We start from the raw sequence: 18,710 nt of genomic DNA on the forward strand, positions 1-18,710 counted from the left end.
GAAAAAACATCACCGTCGTCCCCGCGAACGCGGGGACCCAGTGGCTTCGAGGACTCAATGACGTTCAATCAGTCTGCACAGCGTCGAGACACTGGATTCCCGCGTTCGCGGGAATGACGAGCCAAAGAACGATTTCCGCCGGTCAAGCGATCGGTTTTGCCGGCTGGAAGACAAATTGGGGCGCCTTCAACTCGATGACACTGCGCAAAGATTCGTCGATCTTCGACGCGGTCGTCGATGCGGGGTTTCGATCAAAGTCTGGTCGAACCGTCAATCGAGAACGAAGTAATACCCGCTGTAGGCATCGATGTCGCGTCCGCGTGTGTGCGGGATGCGGCACGAGGTTTCGCGATTGGTCCAGTCGTCGACCGCGCGATAGCCCAGCGCGGTGATGCCGGCGACGAATTCGTCGCGGTTGCCGATCCGGTACGGATGGAACGCGCGGCCGGTGGACTGCACGGTGACGAAGGTGTCGCCGTCGTACAGCGGCATCTTGTTGATCAGCAGATGCTGCGGACGCGCGCCCATCTTCGCGAGGATATCGGCCAAGCTCATGTCGACGTACTGCAGCGAGCCGGCGGCCATGAAGATGGTGGTGTCGCTGCCGGTGGCCAGGTCGTCGGTGAAGAACAGGCCGTCGGCCTGCTGTTCCCGGGCGAAGGCCTGGCCTTCGCGGACGATCGCCGGCATGTCGCAGATCGTCCAGCGCATCCCGGGCGGGTAGTGCAGGTAACGCTTCCAGCCGTAGTGGCTGACGCCGATGTGGCCGCCGAAATCGAGCAGCCGCGTTTGTGCGTTCAACAGGTCGCGTAGCCAGAACAGCACCGCGTAATCGCTCTGGCAGGCTTTCTGGATGCGGTCGCGGTACATCCCGGCCAGGGCGTCGTGGTCGTAGCCTACGCGGCTGCCTTCCGGAATGGCCGCTTCGGCTTCGGCGAAGCTGGCGTGCACGCCGCGAAATCGGCCGCGCGGCATCTTCGCGAAGCTGCGCGCATCGTCCATGGCCAGCACGCTGCCGACGATGGGAATGCGCCACGCATTGCGCGCGACGCGTTCCGAAAAATCGATTATTCCCATACGCTCCACCCCATGCGCCAATCGTAGCAGAAGGCTTCCGACCCATGACCACGACCGATCGCCGCGCTGTCGTCGATGTCCCCGCATTCGCCCCATGGGCGATCGGTGCGGTGACCCACCGGCTGTGCGGGCATCCACTGCTGGGCATCGACGCATTGGTCGAACTGGGCCAGCGCCTGGAAGCCCGCAGTCTCGTCCGCACCCACAGCGACGAAGCCACGGCCGGCAGTTCCTTCAGCGATGCGCCCAACCTGCATCCCAACCGGCGCGACGCGGCGGCCACCCTCGCGGGAATCGCCGACGCGCATGCGTGGATGTCGCTGCTGAATGTGCAGGCCGATCCGGTCTATCGGCGACTGGTCGACGAAGTGCTGGACGCGCTCAAGCCCATGGTCGACCGTCATGATCCGGGCATGTGCTTTCGAGGCGGCTGGATCTTCGTCAGCTCGCCCGGCGCGGTCACGCCCTTCCACATCGACCACGAGCACAATTTCATTCTGCAGATCGCCGGCCGCAAGCGGCTTCATGTCTGGGATCCGTTCGATCGCGAAGTGGTCACGGAGCGCGCGCTGGAGCTGTTCCACGAGCAGAACTCGCGCGAGAAGATCGCGTGGGACGAATCCTTCCGCAGTCGCGCGCGGATCTTCGATCTCGAACCCGGGCAGGGCGGCTACATGCCGTCCACCTCGCCGCACATGGTCGAGAACGGAAGCGAACCGTCGATCACCATGAGCTTCACCTATTACACCGACAGTACGCGTCGTCGCGAGCTGTTGTATCGCGGCAACGACAAACTGCGACGGATGGGCATCGAGCCGCGCCCGGTCGGCGCATCGGCGCTGGCGGACCGAAGCAAGGCCTTGTTGCTGGGGGCGTACACGGGCATCCATGCGGGCATCAAGCGCCGCCTGGGTCGTGGCGTGCGCGACAACACGGTCGCCTACGCCCCGGCCTGACCCGTAGGGCCTGCAAGAGCCGTAGGGCGTATGAGCCGAAGGCGTCATACGCCATTCCGCCAAGAAGCCCCACACACCGTTTCAAGAGCCGAAGGTGCGTGACGCTTCGCTTATGCACCCTACTCCTCTACCGCATGCGGCTACGCAACTTCGTCGCCAGCATCCGCACGACGTTGGCATCCGCCTCATCGAGGCCGCGCAGCAGCCAGATCGAGAGCGGATAGCCGATCGCGAATACCACCGTGCCGGCCAGCAGTCCCGACAATGGCGGGAACGACCGCGCGATCGGTATGCAGCACAGCGCCGGCAGCGTCGCCGCCGCGGAGATCCGCAGCAGCCGCGCCCACGGCATGCCGGTGCCCGAGACGCGCATGGCCAGCAGGATGGTGACCGCCGATCCCGACAGCGCCAGCACCATCGTCGAGAAGATCGCGCCGGTCAGGCCGAACGCATACGTGCAGGCGAACGCGCCGATCAGGCGCAGCGCGGAGAACGACAGGGTGAGCCGCATCAACGCGGTCTGGCGGTCGGCGCTCATCAGGAAAGCGGTCGCGCCCTGGCCGAGCACGCTGGCCACGCGCGCGATCAACAGCACGATCAGCACCGGCGCGGCTTCGGCATAGGCACTGCCGTACAGCCACTCGATCGCGTGGTCGGCAAACACCGCGCCGGCCGCGATCAGCGGTGCGCCCAGCACGTACAACCACACGGTCATCTCGACGAAACGCCGGTTCGCTTCGCCCTGGCTCCGTCCCTGTGCGCTGGCCATCATCGGCAACAGCTGGGCGCTGAGGATGCCCGGCAGCAACAGCGCCACGCCCGATGCCACCGCGTTGGCGACCTTGAACAAGCCGGCATGCGCGGCATCGCTGAGCAGATTGAGCGACAGCAGTTCGATCTCGCTGCTGCCGATGGTGCCGAACACCGTCGTGAACGCGACCACGCGCAGGTGGTGGCGCATCCGCGTTTCCAGTTCCGGCGACAAGGTCGCTGCGCTGTCGGTCGCGATGCGCGCGAAGCGCGATGCCCGCCATTGCGAGACCAGATAGAACACCAGGCTCGACAGCGCGTAGACCTCGACGAAGGTTTGCAGCGATGCGGCTTTCATCCACGCGAGGATCACCAGCGCGAGGTTCAGGCTCGCGCCGATCACGGCGATGATGGCGGTGGATCGAAAATCCTGTCCGCCCTTCAGCACCGCGATGTTGAACATGTACGGCGCGCGAAACGCGATCGAAAGGATCAACAGGCCGAGCAGCCACAGATCGACGCCCGGCGCGATCCGGCCATGCGCGAACGCGAAGATCGCGCACAGCACCACGATCACCACCAGCAGCATGTTGCGCTGCATCCGTCGCAGCCGGCGCACCAGTACCGCAGTGGCGTCGTCGCGGCCGGCGCCGCGCAGTTCGGCGATGAACTTGATCGCGGCCATGGTGATGCCGGCATTGGCGACCACGATCGCATTGGCCGCGACCCACACCAGCAGGCTGTAGATGCCCATGTCGGTGGGCAGCAGCGCCCGCGCGATCACGATCGATGCGATCAGGCCGAACAGATATTCGATATACAGCGCCAGCGACGAATAGGCGGTGTTGGACAGTGCGCGACTCATCAGCGGGCGCCCGGCCATCGCAGCGGACGCGCGGATACGCGTGCGCAGACATCGGCAGGCGCGAGTTCGTACTTCACCCGCATGGCCGTCGCCCTCGTCTTCGCGTCCGGGCAGACCCCATCGCCGCCCACGCCGGCATGATACCGAAACGCACGCTCATGCCGATGACGGCGCACGCTCCGGTTGCCGCAGCGGCAAACGCCGTCCTTCCCCGATCGAGCGCCACAGCCATTCCACCGGCCCCAGCCGGAAGCGTGCCAGCCACCAATGGCTCAAGGCCATCTGCGCACCGAAGACGGCGATCCAGACCAGAAAGCGCGCCGGATAACCGTATGCGGGGCCGATGCCCAGGCCGATGCCGTAGAACAGCCACAGGCACACCACCGTTTGCATCAGATAGTTGCTGAGCGCCATCCGTCCGACCGGCGCGAGCCTCTGCAGCCAGTGTCGCCAGTCGGGGCGCAGGAACAACAGCGCGAAACCCGCGGCGTAGGCCAGGCCCATCCCGAGCGGGCCGATGCGCCGCAGCAGCCGCAGCGCGAATTCGCTGTACCACCCGCCGCGCAGCAGCGTGTCGGTGAGCTGCGCGGCATCGATCCATTCGATCGCGATCACCGCTGCCAGCCCCACGCCGCCGCCGACGATGACGATCGCACGCAGCAGCCGGCGATGCGCGGCGGGATCGTGCAGCAGCAGCTTGCGCCCGGCCCAATAACCGAGCAGGAAACGCGCGAACACGAACGGCAGCACGCCCCACATGTCCAGCCACATCCAGTGCGCGACGCGCGCGTTCTGTCGCAGCGTGGCGGCGATATCGTTGCCCGAGAAGATCGCGAAGGTGTCGGCATACACGCGCGCCTGCTCCGGCCAGTCGTCCGGTTTCAGCCATTCGGCGAACGGCGCCATCAGGAACCAGAACAGGCCCAGACCCAGACCGCAGAGCAGGAACGCGACATCCGGCAAACGTCGCAGCACGATCAGGCCGAACGCCAGCACCGCGTAGATCGTCAGGATGTCGCCCCACCAGAACAGATGCGCATGGATCAGGCCGATCGCGAGCAGCACCGCCAGCCGGCGCACGATGGGACCGATGCCCGTGCGTTTCGATTCGGCGTGCTTTACCTGCACGGCGACACCCAGGCCGAACAGCAGCGAGAACAGGGTGAGCGCCTTGTCCTGCACCAGGATCTGCACCAGCAGCCATGCCCAGCGATCGAATCCGGCCGAAGGCAGCGCGGCGCGCGCGCCGTCGTCCATGAAGTAATACAGCGAGAAACCCCCGAGATTCACCAGCAGCACCCCGGCCAGCGCGAATCCCCGCAACGCATCGATCAGCGCGAGACGTTCGCTGCCGGTGCGATCGACGATGGGAAGCGGTTCGCTGCGCGCGGTCATACGGTGTCTGGTGGTCCGACGGTCGCGCTAGTGTAGTGCTTCGAAAATAACGAACACTTGTTTTGTTGCGGCCTCGCGATCCGCGCCGCTTGCAACGCCTCTCGGGAGGCTTGGCAAGCACAACGCTGTTCCCTCTCCCCGCGCTTCGCGTGGGGAGAGGGTGCCCGAAGGGTGGGTGAGGGGCGCTCTTCGCGACGCATTACGGCTGCGCTCGCCCCTCATCCGGCGCTACGCGCCATCTTCGTCCGGCCCTCGCGCACAGCGCTCGGGCGTTCATCGGCGTGCGAGCCAATGGCTCGCAAACACGCCTCTTCACCCCCGCTGTGCGGAGAGAAGGAACACCTCCTCAGTGTCGCCGGCTCGATGCAACTCCCTGCATGTCTCGCGGCGAGAATAGAAAAGCAGATGGCGTTCAATATCGCTCGAATCGCTCAAACAGCGTGAAGCACTGCATCAGTGGGCCGGGTTTCCAGCGCGCACGCTTCCTGTCGATACGGTTGTCGCAGCCTGTGAGACGGGCGCGGTGTACCAAGACGGGCTTCGCAGGAGTCCGCCATGCCGCCCATGCTTGCTTCAATGCACGCCGATGTCCGCACGCCCGTCGACGTACCGCCCTCCAGCGATCTGCTCGCCGCACGTCTGCAGCACAAATATCCGGATCGCATCACCGGCGCCATCACCGTCCCGGCGCGCGCGGGCCGCTACGTGCCATTCCCCGGCGATCTGCCGCAGGCGCTGGCCGCTGCGCTGCGCGCGCGAGGTCTCGGCCAGCTGTACAGCCATCAGGCCGAAGCCTGGGAGGCCACGCAGCGCGGCGAGGATGTCGTGGTGGTCACGCCCACCGCCTCGGGCAAGACCCTGTGCTACACGCTGCCGGTGATCGCCGCCGCGCTCGGCCGGCAATCGAAAGCGCTGTATCTGTTTCCGACCAAGGCGCTGGCGCAGGATCAGGTCGCCGAGTTGCTTGAACTCAACAAGGCCGGCGGCCTCGGTATCCGCGCCGCGACCTTCGACGGCGACACCCCCGGCGACCAGCGTCAGGCGATCCGCCTCAACGGCGACATCGTCGTCACCAATCCCGACATGCTGCATCAGGGCATCCTGCCGCATCACACCAAATGGGCGCAGCTGTTCGAGAACCTGCGTTACATCGTCATCGACGAGATCCATACCTATCGCGGCGTATTCGGTTCGCATCTGGCGAACCTGCTGCGGCGCCTGAAGCGGATCTGCGCGTTCTACGGCGCGACGCCACAATTCATCCTCTGCTCGGCCACCATCGGCAATCCGCAGGAGCACGCCGAAGCGCTGATCGAACGCCGCGTCACCGCGATCACCGACTCCGGCGCGCCCACCGGCGACAAGCACGTGCTGCTGTGGAACCCGCCGGTCACCAATCCCGATCTCGGCCTGCGCGCGTCGGCGCGTTCGCAGAGCACGCGCATCGCGCGCATGGCGATCAAGGCCGGGCTGAAGATCTTGATCTTCGCGCAGTCGCGGACCATGGTCGAAGTGCTGACCAAATATCTCAAGGACGTGTTCGACCACGACCCGCGCAAGCCGCCGCGCATCCGCGCGTATCGCGGCGGTTACCTACCCACCGAGCGCCGCGACGCCGAACGCGCGATGCGCGCCGGCCGCATCGACGGCATCGTCACCACCTCGGCGCTGGAACTGGGCGTGGATATCGGCAGTCTCGACGTGGTGGTGCTCAACGGCTATCCCGGCAGCATCGCCGCCACGTGGCAGCGCTTCGGTCGCGCCGGTCGCCGCCAGCAGCCGTCGATCGGCGTACTCATCGCCAGCTCCGATCCGCTCGATCAATACATCGTGCGGCATCCGGAATTCTTCACCGCCGCCTCGCCGGAGCACGCGAGGATCGCGCCGGACCAGCCGGTGATCCTGCTCGATCACATCCGCTGCGCCGCGTTCGAGCTGCCGTTCCGCGACGGCGACCACTTCGGCCCGGTCGAACCGCGCGCCTATCTCGATCTGCTCACCGAAGACGGCGTGCTGCACGCCGAAGGCGCGGTGTGGGAATGGATCGCCGACAGCTATCCGGCCAACGCGGTCAGCCTGCGTTCGGTGGCCGACGGCAATTTCGTGGTGGTCGACCGCACCGACGGCCGCCAGACCATCATCGCCGAAGTCGACTACAGCGCCGCGCCGCTCACGCTGTACGAAGGCGCGATCCACATGATCCAGTCCACGCCATATCAGGTCGAACGGCTGGACTGGGACGGTCGCAAAGCCTTCGTCACCCGCACCCATGTCGATTACTACACCGACGCCATCGACTACACCAAGCTCAAGGTGCTGGATCAGTTCGACGGCGCGGTCGCCGGCACCGGCGCCAGCCATCACGGCGAAGTGCACGTGGTGCGCCGCGTGTCCGGCTACAAGAAGATCCGCTACTACACCCACGAAAACATCGGCTACGGCCCGGTGAATCTGCCCGATGCCGAACTGCACACCACCGCGGTGTGGTGGCAACTGTCGCAGCCGGTGCTCGACAGTCTGTTCGCATCGAAACAGGACGCGCTCGATGGCGTGCTCGGCGCCGCGTACGCACTGCACGTGATCGCGCGCATCGCGGTGATGGCCGATGGCGCCGATCTGCAGAAAGCCGTCGGCAGCGGCGACGGCGCATGGTTCGCGGTCGCCGATGCGCAGGGTCGCGGCCAGCTGCGTCGTCACGAGGGCCCGCCCACCGCGCCCGACGATCTCGCCGCGTTCACGCCCACCATCTATCTCTACGACAACTTCCCCGGTGGCGTGGGCCTGGCCGAACCGCTGTGGACGCGGCAATCCGAACTCGTCGCCCGCGCCACCGGGTTGATCGACGGCTGCGACTGCGCCAGCGGCTGCCCCGCCTGCGTTGGCCCGGTGCTCGGCATCGACGCGAAACCACACGACGCCACCGCGAAAGCGCATGCGCGTCGCGTGCTGACCGCTCTCTCTGCAGCAACAGAACAATGATGAGCGCACGCGCACGCTGTTCCCTTCTCCCCCCGGGAGAAGGTGGCCCGAAGGGCCGGATGAGGGAGTGCCCGTGACCGTAGCTCTGGAACGCATCCGCACCCTGCGCCAGCAAAGCGGGCAGTGCACACCCACGCGCGCGCCGTCCGTACCCGTACCACCGCCCGCAGCGCCCAGACCAGCATCGCAAACCGTCGAAGACCTGCGCCGCCTGCTGCGCGTACGCACACCCCCGCGCATCGCGCACGCGATCGATCTCGACCGCACCCTGCCCGGCGACGAGATCGCCCCCGGCCTGCGCCTGATCGACACCACGCTGCCCTGCGACCCGCTGCCGCAACATCTGTGCGGCGCATTCGACCGCCGCGTCGCGATGATCCCCACCGACAACGTGCTGTTCTTCGACACCGAAACCACAGGCCTCGCAGGCGGCACCGGCACCCGCGCCTTCATGATCGGCATCGCACAGTGGCGCGATGACGCACTGCACCTCCGCCAATGGCTGATGACCACACTCGGCGCCGAACGCGACCTGCTCACCGTCTTCGCCGACACCCTGCGCGCCGACACCGTGCTCGCCAGCTACAACGGCAAAAGCTACGACGCCCCACTGCTCGCGACACGCTTCCGCCTTGCGCGCATGCCCAACGCGCTGGCGGGCCTCGACCACATCGATCTGCTGTATCCCACCCGCCGACGTTACAAGGGCCGCTGGGAAAACTGCCGCCTCGCCACCATCGAACGCCAGGTGCTGGGCATCGTCCGCGAAGACGACCTGCCCGGCAGCGAAGCCCCTGCTGCATGGCTCGGCTATCTGCGCGGCGGATCCGCACGCAACCTGCGCAGAGTGGCCGATCACAACCGGCAGGATCTGGCGTCGTTGGGTGGATTGCTGGTGCATCACGCGAGTCTCGATTCGCTGTGATTGCGACCAGCCTCCCGTAGCCCGGTTCTCGCCACCGGCGAGAGCCGGGTTTGCGTGCGGCGATCCCGGCTCTCGCCGGTGGCGAGAACCGGGCTACGTCACTGGCGATCAACAAATGAAATTATTTTCCAGACGTGCCCAAGTCGCCTGGTTGATTTGCAATGGTCGACGCTGGCTGTGCAGGATTTGCTTTTGTAGCCTGGGCAGCGGCTTCAAGCCCCGAGACAATACTGCATGCGGAGTGATAACCGATGGCGTCTGCGATAGCGCGATTTGCCGGATAAGCCGATATTTCTTTTTCTCTCTCGGCAGTCATCAGCTTCAATAGATTCTCGCGGCGTATCGTTATGCCGGATGTGATTACGTTCAACGCGAGGTCGTTGAAATATGATTGATTGTAATTGCTTAATACCGAGTTCGAGACCGCGCTCCCTGCGGAAAGCGCTTTCGCCAAGCTGGTCGGAGAGACGACTGATGCGGCGCTGGTCAGCAGCGTTGAAATCCCACTCCAGCCCATTCTTGTTTGGTTTTTTGACGAAATGAGGATTCTTATGAAAGTGCCGCACCTCTGGTTGGACGCGGCAATGATTTGATCTTGCATTTCGTTTCGGAGATAGATGTGCTTGGCTCTGGATTCGAGTGTGGTTGATATGGTCTTCGGGTCGCTGAATCCATATTTTGAAAGAAGATCTTCGATGATGATCTGTTCGAAATCTTCTGCTTTTCCATGGCTTTTTCCGACAACGATAGAGCCGGCGCCGCTCAGGAGATTATCCTCGTCCGGCATTGTGCGTTCTCGCAGCGTGCCGCATCCGGACAAGGTCATCACAACAAGCGCAAGCGATATTCTTCCAAGATTTTTCATGCGGATTAACTCCTGTCAGTAAAACAAATGGGATATCCGCGAGCCCCGTTCGCAGTAGAGAAAACAGGGATCGCCAAAATTTCTTCGCTTGCATGGAAGGCGAGTGGCCGAGATTTCCGCCGGAAGGTTTGCAGGTATGCCGCTGCGCGAACTACCGGCAGGCCAACGACGTCAGATCGGGATTCGTTGGCATTTAAACGACACGGATCCCGCTGTCATCATTTTTCTCGGGATCGTGATTGGGCATCGAATAACTGCGCCATGAGGATGTGTTGCCGCGATCGCAGTGAATCCCGCCAGGATGGCAACTGTTGTGACAGCTTTCGGTATTCGGTCGTCCGCGATGCGCGGAAGCGTTGCTCTCGAAGATGAAGTCGTGAGATAGCAACGACACATTTCCTGCGCCTGCCTTGGCCATCCGGCATTCCCCCTGTGGAATGTGCTCGGGCTTCAACCTGAAGCTGGATTCGACTCTCGCTTAACGCGAATCGTTTGTCAATCGAGCACGCGAATCCTCTGCTGACAGCAGTTAACGAGACACTCATACCCATTCGTTGAAAAAGGCTGGTTGTCCCAGCGCGCGCTGGGGACTCAAGCCCGCAGCCGGCACGCGGTGCGTTGTGCATCGGGGTGTAGTCGAAAGGAATTTCCAGGATCCGAGCCTGTTTGTGTTGCACCGTTGCATCATCTGAACCGCCTTGTTCACCCACCCTCATTACGACAAAACACGCATCATCGTTTTCGATACAACAGAACGACGTGCCATGTGTCGAAGCGATGCACGCTCATCGCCGTACCGACAGAATTCCCAAGACGATAGACAGCCGCCGCACCCACTTCGCATTCACGGCGACGGCGGTGGAGACGGCGATCGCGGGCGCTTGGTGCCTTTGCGCGGCGGCGAATCTGGTGCCGCGGCTGCCGCACCCGCACCCGCACCCGCACCGCCCACGGCAGGTCCACCGCGCAGGAACGTCAATGCGGTGCTGGTGCGCACGTCGGCTTGCGCATAGGCCATCTGTGGGCGGATATGGGCGGGCATCGCGACGATGGTGGGTGCGAGGTCGGTGGGCACCACTTCGTGCGCACCTGCGCCAACGCGGGGATGCAGCGTGGCCGATGGCACCGCGCCGACGCGTACTTGTGCGTGCGTGGGTTCTGCGCCGGCAAGATACTGGGCAGTTGCATCCCTGCCGACTTCGCCCATGTGCACAGCCTGCGCCATGTAAGCAGTGCGGGCCTGGTTCACCGCAGCGCCATGATGCGGTGCGGCGGCGACGCCGGCGTCGCGCGCGGGTGACGGAGCGGCCCACTCCGGTTCGGCGAGCGGTGTCATCAGGCTTCTGGCCATTTGCCGTTCGGCGCCGACATCGGCCGGAGGCAGTGCGGCCGGAGGCAAAGCCAGCGGTGGAGGATCGATGTAGCCGCCGCCGTGCGCCATCGAATCCCGGCGCGGCGAGGGCAACGCCACCTGTGCAAGCGATGCGGGCGACAGCAGCGCAGCGGCATCGAACACGTTCGCTTTCACATGTTCGCGGCGTTCGTGGATATTGCTGGACAGCGCATCGACCGCTTCGGGCATCCTCAGATTGCCGTTGCCGCCGGGCTGCGCCAATGCCGGAAAGCCGTGATCCAGCGCCGCGCGCAGTTCGGGCCCGGGCAGGCTGACATGCAGCTGCGAGGACGCCATATGCACGGCGGTGGACAGCACGCTGGGCGGCGCTGCGGCCGTTGCCTGATCGCGGAAACCCAAGACCGATGCACGCAAGGCCTCATGCGCAGGCGCCTGGTCGGCATATCCGCGCACCGGGGCTTTGCGGTGTTGATCCTGCGCGAGTGCGCCGGAGTGCGGCGCAAGCGCGACATGGGTGCGCATCTCGGTCAATGCATCATCGACGCCCGGGCGCAGGCCCAGCGGATTGCGCGCCGGTGCGACGGCAGGTGCGGCAAGGGCAGGTGCAGGGAGCGCAGCTGCAGCGACGGGCGGAACAAAGGCTGCGCCCGCGCTCACGGCCGGACCCGGCAGCGGCGCCGCATGCATCGTCGCGCCCGCACCCAGCTGCGGTGTGGGGATGGCCGGCAAGGGCGCGTGTGGCGGCGTGCCCGGAAAGGGAGACAGCCCCGATCCGCCCGATCCGCCCGATCCACTCGAAGGTGCGCTCATCCGGGCCGTACCGTGCCTGGCGGAGCAGTGTCCCTGCGGCGCGATGTGTGTATCCGTATGCCGAAAACGGGCACGCCGAAGCTTGCGACCCTGCGCATCAGAGTTTGCTCTGGAACTGTACGCGTGCTCCGGTCAAAGGTGGGCCCGGTGGCGCATCGCCGCGTTGGCTCGGGGTGAGCCTGACCGGTGTCGCAAGCGCCGGCAGGGGGGCCGGTCTGGGAGCCACAGCGACCGGCGGTAACGGGGCAGCACCCGCTGCCGATCCTGCATGTGGCGCGACGACGGCAGGGAGCAGTGGGGCCGCAAGCGCTTCGGCTCGGGCTTTGTAGCGCGGCATCACGTACGTATCCGGCGGTGCTCCGACGAACGGGCTCAATGTCGCCGTGCGGCGTTCTGCATTCGAGGTCGGCAGGATCGGCGGCGCCAGCCTGCTGTCCGGACCGATGTCGTATCGATGGCGCGTGGGGTAGTTGCCGGCCGGCAGGCCATCCGGCATGGCCGCGTGCGGCGCCGGCCGCACATCCGTCACATGCGGGACATGGACAGGATCCGCTCTGCGCGTGATGTGCGGAAAGGGCGCCTGCGCGCCCGACAGCGCGGTGGGGTGATAGAAGCGATCCCCGGCCGGAGCATCCTGCGTATACAAGGGCATCGCGTCCACGAGCGCGCGCCCGGTCGGCGCGGGTCCGCGAACGTTCTGGACGGCTTGATGCATGGCGCGGGACACCTGCGCCAATGCAGCGCCATCGTCGAGCGAAAGAAAATCCGCGATGCCCCGGCCCTCGCCTTGCAGCAAGGCCGCCAACGCAGGCGGTGCCGCAGGAACAGCAGCGGCGCCGCTTGGACTCGCAGCGGACTTCGGTTTCTTGGGCGGAGGTGCGGACATGGGCTCTCGTTCGTCATCGTTATCGAAGGTGTCGACCGCACAGGGAATTCGCGACTTGCGCGGGGACATGCGCACTGCCGCAACCGACAGCGCCAGAACTGCAGAGACACATCAAGTTCCGTGCCAACCCTGCGTGCCCATCGAAGTCGCTGAATTCACGCGGTTCGCGAGCGGGATCGAAGATCCGGCCCGGCCGCAGGGTGTGCGTTTCCACTCACCCACGGTGAAGCATCCGACGCGGTGCGCATCCTGGCCTGGATGGAATCCGCGTGTGCAATCAAGGGTTTGAGCGGATGGCTTCGGTGCGATACCACGCAATTGCAGGGCATGTGCGGAAATGCCCTGCGTGGGTGAATCCCGACCATGCTCGGGCGACGATGGATACCCGCTGCGATGCCGTGCGGATCAGGCCGGAAACGTCAGCCGCCGACGCATGTCCGGAGGCAGCCGCATAGGGCGTGCTCAAGCACGCCTTCCGGGAGTGCCGCATTCGACCAGTGGATTTGGTGCTGGCCCGGTTGCGGAACCCCAGGTCACCAGATCAGATCGTCGGGCACCTTGAACTGCGCGTAATACGCATCGTCTTCGGAGGTTGCGGTGGCGGGCTCGCTGCCGGCATCCTGGCCGTGATCGAGCACGATCATGCCGGCGTCGCGCTCCCGCACTTTGTCGGCAGCCGCACGCGGCAGCAGTTCGTAGCGCTCGTCCAGGCGTGCGATCACCAGCACGCCTGATGCCAGTTTCTTGCGCAGCTCTTCGTTGAGCAGCAGGGTGCGGATGGCGCCGTCCGCGGTGAACCGGTACTCGCTATCGCCCGAACGCGGCACCTTCCTGTCCTGGATGATCTGCCGCGCCTGAGCGCGAAGTTCAGCCGCGTGCGCCTGCGTTTTGCGCTCCGCAGCGAGAGCGCGATCCCGCTCGACCTTCTCCGCGCGTGCCCGCTCCGCTTCCAACTGGATTTCGCTGGGCTGTGGCGTCCCTTTGGCGTGTCGGGCCTTGTTCTGCTCGCGCGCCACCGCGGTCACTTTGGACTTCTTGACCAGGCCCGCCTTGAGCAGTTGTTCCTGAAGCGGATTCACTTTCGCCATGTCGCCGTTCCCTGCCGAGGATTTCCGGCCCATCATACCGGCCGCCCCCGCTGCCCGCCGTTCCACTGCCGATGGAAGCATTGAAGTACTTCGCCGGTTACCCGGAACACCTGCAGGCGCAGGTGCGCGCGTTGATCGAACAGGATCGGTTGGGCGCGCTGTTGACCGACAAGTACGGCCAGTCCCACAGCGTGCGCAACGATGGCCAGCTGTACGACTACGTTCAAGCGCTCAAGGACCGGCATCTGCGGAAATCGGTGCCGCTGGGCAAGGTGATCTACGACAGCAAGCTGCAGGTGATGAAGCACGCGCTCGGCACCCACACCGCGATCTCCCGGGTTCACGGCGGCAGGCTCAAGGCCAGCCGCGAGATCCGCATCGCCACCGTGTTCCGCGATGCGCCCGCCGAGTTCCTGAAGATGATCGTGGTGCATGAACTGGCGCACATGAAGGAAGCCGAGCACAACAAATCGTTTTACCAGCTGTGCACGCACATGACGCCCGACTACCACCAGCTGGAGTTCGATCTGCGCCTCTACCTGACGCATCTCGATGCCGGGCAGAAATGAAGCGTCCCCGCGCGCAGCCGTCGAATCTGAAAAGAAGAGCGGAAAGGCCATTGCGGCGCAGTGTTCAAGCCGCGTAGGGCGTGCTCAAGCACGACTTGTGTACGAGATACCGATTTCAGCCGAAGGCTGTCGTAAACCCCGACATCGCTGCGGTAGTAGGGCGCATAAGCTGAAGGCGTCATGCGCCGTTGTCTCCGATCACGACCAGCTTTGCGTAGCCCGGGTAAGGCCGAAGGCCGCACCCGGGGCTCTTCGGAGAGGCATGTCTTGCATCATCCCGGGTGCGCGCTTCGCGCTTACCCGGGCTACTCGCTACGAAGGTTCTCCGCCTTACGGACTTACCCTATGGTTCGCAAGTTTGTTAGTATCGATCAAAGTTGGCTCCGTCTAACAAGATTCTTATTACAAACGCGGGAAATTAGGATGATCCTCGCTGCATGGCCTTCATACGACAGCTGGCATGAAAGATGGCGCGTGGAAGTTCTTGCACAGACTCCAGGTGAAGCTCCGAAGTGGAAGCAGTTGCCCTACATTGAGCGCAACAATCATCGATATGCCCCCTTCTTCAATGATTTGGAAGAAGCGCGGGCTTGGTGCGCTGAGCTAAATGCGAACGCAATCCAGTTTATCGATTCGGAGCTTGATCCTATACGTCGCCTATCTCTGCGTCTGAAGGCGGACAAAAGCCTGCAAGCAAAAAAGCGCCTTGCTGAAGAGGAGCAGCTAATGCTTGTTGAGGCGAAGCGTCGTCAGTCTGACAAGCAGTTTGTTGAATCCGATTTTTTTCTTAACGAAAAAAGTGAGAGGTTTAGAGAGAGAATCATCGCTGAGCTCAATGAGTTTCCTTATCTCAATCTAGTATTGATCCGAGAAGAAGGCCGTCACTTCTTCTTTTTTAAGATGAAAGATGGTTCGTGGTCCTCGCCACAGATGCCTAATAGAAAGGAGGTTTTAGGCGCAAATCGCTCAAAAATTGCTAACGGCTTCGATTTCTCAGGATTAGCTCACTGGGGTAAGACGAAGGCAGAAATTAGGAAGATACTGCTTCCCCGCGCCAATGAGCTCCTACAACGTGCAGGTATTAAGCGAATGCTTGCCGAAGCGTTGGTTCAAGGCAAGCGAGTGTTGGTATGGGGATCCTATGTATTTTGGTATGAAAGTCATAACAGCCCGGGTTGGATAGTCAAAGAGCGAAGTAGTGGTGCAGACGGTACAGATGGCGAGGCTATGTGGCGGGAAGGCACCATCTGCTCAAAAAATCATGGTCGCATCGTGGTGCTTCCCTACATTAAGGAAGATGGTGTTCGCGTCACTGGTCACACCAAGAATGCGCCGCATGATGGCCCTGCACTACCTCGTCATCCAGACGACATTATTGAGATTCCATTTGAAGAACTTGATGGGGATCTGATGATTGGACTCCTCGGTGAACTTCCCTACGAGTAGCAGGCAGGGTCGATATTGGCGAGTAGGGTGGAGTAAGCGCAGCGCAACTCCACCATTGCCAAAGTCGCGATGCGCGCCTGAAAAAATCGGCGGCTTTCATGTTGGGAATACGCACAGTTTTTGGTCGATTCGATGGTGGAGTTGCGCTGCGCTTACTCCACACCTACGGCGGGCTTGAGCCCGCCCTATTTGAAGGCACTGCGACCGATGCCAAGGGCGCCACCCCTCATCCGCCCTTCGGGCACCTTCTCCCCGCGTTGCGGGGAGAAGGAATGGCGTGCTTCCTTCAATCGATCATCGTGATTCGATGATTCAACCAAAATCCCCCAACTCGATCACGATCGCATCCGGATCCCCGGCATCGATCGCGCGGGAGACGGCGCTGTGCTCCGCGCCTTCCACCCAACTGCGCAGATCGCGCCCACTCTTGCCGTCGGCGCGTGCGGCGAGTGCGCGGGTGCCGGTGTCGAGATCGAAGGCGACCGGTTTTCCGGCCAGCATCACCGCGAGCAGCTGGCGTGCGCCATCGCGGTCGGGCAGCGGGATTTCGATCTGTTTCGGCAGGCGCGACAGCACGGCGGCGTCGATCTGATCGCGGCGATTGGTCGCGGCGAGCACGAACACCGGTTGCGTCTGCGCGGCGATGCCGTCCATTTCCTGCAGCAGTTGGCCGACGATTTCGGTGAGGATCGCGTCCGACTGGCCGCCGCGGGTGGCGGCGATGATGTCGATCTCGTCGATGAACAGCAGCGATGGCGCCGATTCGCGCGCTCGCTCGAACACTTCGCGTACTTTCTGGCCGCTCTGGCCGAGAAAGCCCTGTTTGATGTCGGCGGTGGAGACGGCGATGAAGCGCATCCCGGTTTCGTTGGCCAGAGTGCGTGCGATCTGGGTCTTGCCGGTGCCGGGTGGGCCGTACAGCAGCAAGCCGCGCGGCACGCCGATCCCGCGTTTGCGGAATGTATCGGCATGCTGCAGCAGGCCCGCAGTGGTCTTCAGCTCTTTCAACGTGGCTTCCGACAGGATCAGCGTGTCCCAGCGCGCACGGCTGTCGGTCGAGGTGGAGCCCTGTTTGCGCATCGATGTGGTGAACGCGGCGAGCGCGTCGTCGCCGACCGGTGCCTTCGCGCCGTGTTCGCGCCCGACGCGCTTCGCGAGGCTGCTGAGGTCGCGTCCCGACATGCCTGCTGTCAGCGCTTCGGTCTGCGGCGGCAGCGGCGGCGGAATGCCCAGGCGCGCGAATTCCCTGGCGAGGATGTCCAGCCGTTGAAGGCCGCCGGGCAGGCCGATTTCGAGCTGATCCTCGAAGCGCGACAGCATCGCGGAGTCGATCAGATCGCGTCGGTTGGTCGCGCCGACCACCCAGACGCTCGACTGGCGATCGAAGCCGTCCCACTGCGCGAGGAACGCGGTGACGATTTCCTCGACGAAACTGTCGGTGCCGGTGCTGCCGCGACGGCCGAACACGCCTTCGCATTCGTCGACGAAGATCACCGCGCGCGGTTCGCCGCGCGCCTTGCTCCACAGCGCCTTCACGTTCTCCCCGCTCTGGCCGATGTAACCGGATTTCAGATCGGTGAGCGACAGCGGAAAGAACGCGCAGCCCATGCTTTCGGCGAAAGTGCGGGCGATGAGGGTCTTGCCGGTGCCCGGTGGGCCGTACAGCAGCAGGCCGCGCGTGGCCGAGGCGCTGCCGGTGGCGAAATGCCCGGCGACCGACATCAACTGCGCTTTCACCTTGGGATCGAGCGCCACGCCGGCCCAGGCCTTTGCGGGATCGATCGCTGCCTTTCCCTGCGCCTCGCCCGCGCGCAGCGCGCGATTGCGTTCGATCCGGTTGGCGTGTTTCGCATTGGTATTGCAGGCATTGTCGAAGGCCAGCGCCAGTGCGCGCACTTTCGGCGGCATCGGTGGGAAGGCGTCGTGCTGCAGCAGGTCGCGATCCCAGACGATGATCGGCAGACGGCCGATCGTGCGCAGCGGAATGATGCCCAGGCCACGGCCGTGGGTGTCGCTGATCGCGACCACGATGTCGCCCGGTTCGACCCCGCGCATGCTGCGCCAGGATTCCCGGTCGAAACCGGTCGGTGTGGTCGGCGTGCGCGCGGCCAGATAGACGAACGGAAATTCGCTGCCGCTGTCGACGTGGGAGAGTCGCATCAGCCGGAAGTGGTAGCGCGCCAGCGTCATCTGCGGCAGCAGCCAGCGCTCGATGAAGATCAGCACCACGATCGCGGCGACCGCCCACCACGGCGAATACGGCGACAGCAGGGACGTCAGTTTCGGCAACAGGTCCGGCTTGTACACGGTGAGGGCGATCACGGCGAGCATCAGTGCGACGATCAGCACCAGCCACGGCGAGGGCGCGTGCATCGATACCCGCATGCCGCGCTCGCGGTTGTATCTGGGATGTGCGAGCAGGCGGCGCAGGCCGAGGGTGGCGTAATGCCGGCGCAGCGTGGCGTCGATGCTTCGCGCGAAGGTCTGCAGTTCGGCTTCCACGCCCCGGAGGTCGTCGCCCGTCCGGTCTGCGGCGCTGTGCTGCGGATTCACGTCCTTGCCCTGTCCTGTCGCGATATCGGGAGTCCGGATGATAGCCCGCGCCCGCCCGTGGACGACAACGGAGGCGGGCGGTCGCGGTTTTGGGTTATCTTGGAGGATTGCCGGCCCCCTCCGGCCGGCCACGGTCGCGGCGGACGTGGTGGCGGTTGTTTTCGCGTTGCGGATGCTGCATCCGTGGCGTGT

At 64.2% G+C, this 18,710-nt stretch carries 13 protein-coding genes; 5 read left to right on the forward strand and 8 right to left on the reverse strand.

Annotation, left to right across the window (positions count from 1 at the left end):
- Positions 1–270: 270 nt before the first annotated feature.
- A complete protein-coding gene (locus HOP03_09115) occupies positions 271–1,077 on the reverse strand; it encodes a methyltransferase, TIGR04325 family (protein ID NOT88332.1) in 807 nt (268 codons plus the stop codon).
- Between the two features lie 44 nt (positions 1,078–1,121).
- Between HOP03_09115 and HOP03_09120 the strand changes: the two genes are divergently transcribed.
- Positions 1,122–2,033: a hypothetical protein gene (locus HOP03_09120; GenBank protein NOT88333.1), complete on the forward strand. Its 912-nt coding sequence runs from the start codon at positions 1,122–1,124 to the stop codon at positions 2,031–2,033.
- A gap of 127 nt (positions 2,034–2,160) precedes the next feature.
- On the opposite strand, the gene HOP03_09125 is transcribed toward HOP03_09120, so the two are convergent.
- Positions 2,161–3,648 carry a polysaccharide biosynthesis protein gene (locus tag HOP03_09125; GenBank protein ID NOT88334.1) on the reverse strand — a complete coding sequence of 496 codons (1,488 nt, stop codon included), beginning with the start codon at positions 3,646–3,648 and terminating at the stop codon, positions 2,161–2,163.
- Positions 3,649–3,804: 156 nt separating this feature from the next.
- Positions 3,805–5,043 carry a DUF418 domain-containing protein gene (locus tag HOP03_09130; protein NOT88335.1) on the reverse strand — a complete coding sequence of 413 codons (1,239 nt, stop codon included), beginning with the start codon at positions 5,041–5,043 and terminating at the stop codon, positions 3,805–3,807.
- Between the two features lie 555 nt (positions 5,044–5,598).
- Here HOP03_09130 and HOP03_09135 point away from each other — a divergent pair.
- Positions 5,599–8,022, forward strand: coding sequence for a DEAD/DEAH box helicase (locus tag HOP03_09135; protein NOT88336.1), 2,424 nt, complete (start codon positions 5,599–5,601; stop codon positions 8,020–8,022).
- 73 nt (positions 8,023–8,095) lie between these two features.
- Positions 8,096–8,947 carry a ribonuclease H-like domain-containing protein gene (locus HOP03_09140; protein ID NOT88337.1) on the forward strand — a complete coding sequence of 284 codons (852 nt, stop codon included), beginning with the start codon at positions 8,096–8,098 and terminating at the stop codon, positions 8,945–8,947.
- Between the two features lie 121 nt (positions 8,948–9,068).
- On the opposite strand, the gene HOP03_09145 is transcribed toward HOP03_09140, so the two are convergent.
- The 4 genes from HOP03_09145 to HOP03_09160 form a co-directional block, all read right to left on the reverse strand.
- Positions 9,069–9,812 carry a hypothetical protein gene (locus HOP03_09145; GenBank protein ID NOT88338.1) on the reverse strand — a complete coding sequence of 248 codons (744 nt, stop codon included), beginning with the start codon at positions 9,810–9,812 and terminating at the stop codon, positions 9,069–9,071.
- 844 nt (positions 9,813–10,656) lie between these two features.
- Positions 10,657–11,895 carry a hypothetical protein gene (locus tag HOP03_09150; GenBank protein NOT88339.1) on the reverse strand — a complete coding sequence of 413 codons (1,239 nt, stop codon included), beginning with the start codon at positions 11,893–11,895 and terminating at the stop codon, positions 10,657–10,659.
- Between the two features lie 178 nt (positions 11,896–12,073).
- A complete protein-coding gene (locus tag HOP03_09155; GenBank protein ID NOT88340.1) occupies positions 12,074–12,862 on the reverse strand; it encodes a hypothetical protein in 789 nt (262 codons plus the stop codon).
- Between the two features lie 533 nt (positions 12,863–13,395).
- A complete protein-coding gene (locus tag HOP03_09160) occupies positions 13,396–13,950 on the reverse strand; it encodes a DUF2058 domain-containing protein (GenBank protein ID NOT88341.1) in 555 nt (184 codons plus the stop codon).
- 71 nt (positions 13,951–14,021) lie between these two features.
- Between HOP03_09160 and HOP03_09165 the strand changes: the two genes are divergently transcribed.
- Both HOP03_09165 and HOP03_09170 read left to right on the forward strand, forming a co-directional pair.
- Complete coding sequence (locus HOP03_09165) at positions 14,022–14,519, forward strand: M48 family metallopeptidase (GenBank protein ID NOT88342.1); 498 nt, start codon at positions 14,022–14,024, stop codon at positions 14,517–14,519.
- A gap of 423 nt (positions 14,520–14,942) precedes the next feature.
- Positions 14,943–15,965 (forward strand): hypothetical protein, encoded by a 1,023-nt coding sequence (locus HOP03_09170; GenBank protein ID NOT88343.1) that lies wholly within the window; start codon positions 14,943–14,945, stop codon positions 15,963–15,965.
- A 312-nt stretch (positions 15,966–16,277) separates the two neighbouring features.
- Here the strand turns inward: HOP03_09170 and HOP03_09175 are convergent, their stop codons facing one another.
- The gene (locus HOP03_09175) at positions 16,278–18,518 is read right to left on the reverse strand and encodes an AAA family ATPase (GenBank protein NOT88344.1); all 2,241 of its coding nucleotides are present in this window, start codon (positions 18,516–18,518) and stop codon (positions 16,278–16,280) included.
- Between the last annotated feature and the right edge of the window lie 192 nt (positions 18,519–18,710).

Origin of the sequence: Lysobacter sp. (assembly GCA_013141175.1) — a bacterium.
Lineage (GTDB): Bacteria > Pseudomonadota > Gammaproteobacteria > Xanthomonadales > Xanthomonadaceae > Lysobacter_I.

Excerpts from the sequence above, each read along its gene's own strand:
- HOP03_09115 (NOT88332.1), bottom strand. The coding sequence starts at position 1,077 with ATGGGAATAATCGATTTTTCGGAACGCGTCGCGCGCAATGCGTGGCGC.
- HOP03_09160 (NOT88341.1), bottom strand. The coding sequence starts at position 13,950 with ATGGCGAAAGTGAATCCGCTTCAGGAACAACTGCTCAAGGCGGGCCTG.
- HOP03_09120 (NOT88333.1), top strand. The coding sequence starts at position 1,122 with ATGACCACGACCGATCGCCGCGCTGTCGTCGATGTCCCCGCATTCGCC.
- HOP03_09165 (NOT88342.1), top strand. The coding sequence starts at position 14,022 with ATGGAAGCATTGAAGTACTTCGCCGGTTACCCGGAACACCTGCAGGCG.
- HOP03_09145 (NOT88338.1), bottom strand. The coding sequence starts at position 9,812 with ATGAAAAATCTTGGAAGAATATCGCTTGCGCTTGTTGTGATGACCTTG.
- HOP03_09155 (NOT88340.1), bottom strand. The coding sequence starts at position 12,862 with ATGTCCGCACCTCCGCCCAAGAAACCGAAGTCCGCTGCGAGTCCAAGC.
- HOP03_09135 (NOT88336.1), top strand. The coding sequence starts at position 5,599 with ATGCCGCCCATGCTTGCTTCAATGCACGCCGATGTCCGCACGCCCGTC.
- HOP03_09130 (NOT88335.1), bottom strand. The coding sequence starts at position 5,043 with ATGACCGCGCGCAGCGAACCGCTTCCCATCGTCGATCGCACCGGCAGC.
- HOP03_09125 (NOT88334.1), bottom strand. The coding sequence starts at position 3,648 with ATGAGTCGCGCACTGTCCAACACCGCCTATTCGTCGCTGGCGCTGTAT.
- HOP03_09170 (NOT88343.1), top strand. The coding sequence starts at position 14,943 with ATGATCCTCGCTGCATGGCCTTCATACGACAGCTGGCATGAAAGATGG.